Source organism: Streptococcus sp. SGI.013, assembly GCF_050315295.1.
GTDB lineage: Bacteria > Bacillota > Bacilli > Lactobacillales > Streptococcaceae > Streptococcus > Streptococcus porcorum.
The window spans coordinates 1-358 of record NZ_JBNPOS010000107.1; the positions used below are offsets into that span (position 1 = coordinate 1).

A 358-nucleotide genomic window follows, 5' to 3' on the forward strand; every position below is an offset into this window, starting at 1 on the left:
CTCAGATGCTGATGTTGAAGCTGATTCAGACGCTGATGTTGAAGCTGACTCAGATGCTGATGTTGAAGCTGATTCAGACGCTGATGTTGAAGCTGATTCAGACGCTGATGTTGAAGCTGATTCAGATGCTGATGTTGAAGCTGATTCAGACGCTGATGTTGAAGCTGACTCAGATGCTGATGTTGAAGCTGATTCAGACGCTGATGTCGAAGCTGACTCAGATGCTGATGTTGAAGCTGATTCAGACGCTGATGTTGAAGCTGACTCAGATGCTGATGTTGAAGCTGATTCAGACGCTGATGTTGAAGCTGACTCAGATGCTGATGTGCTTGCTGATTCAGACGCTGATGTCGAAGCT

Annotated in this window: 1 protein-coding gene; it reads left to right on the forward strand. The window is 46.4% G+C overall.

What is annotated here, in order from left to right:
- Nucleotides 1–358: hypothetical protein (locus ACQRDX_RS09580; RefSeq protein ID WP_427896667.1), on the forward strand; the 358-nt coding region annotated here is incomplete at both ends.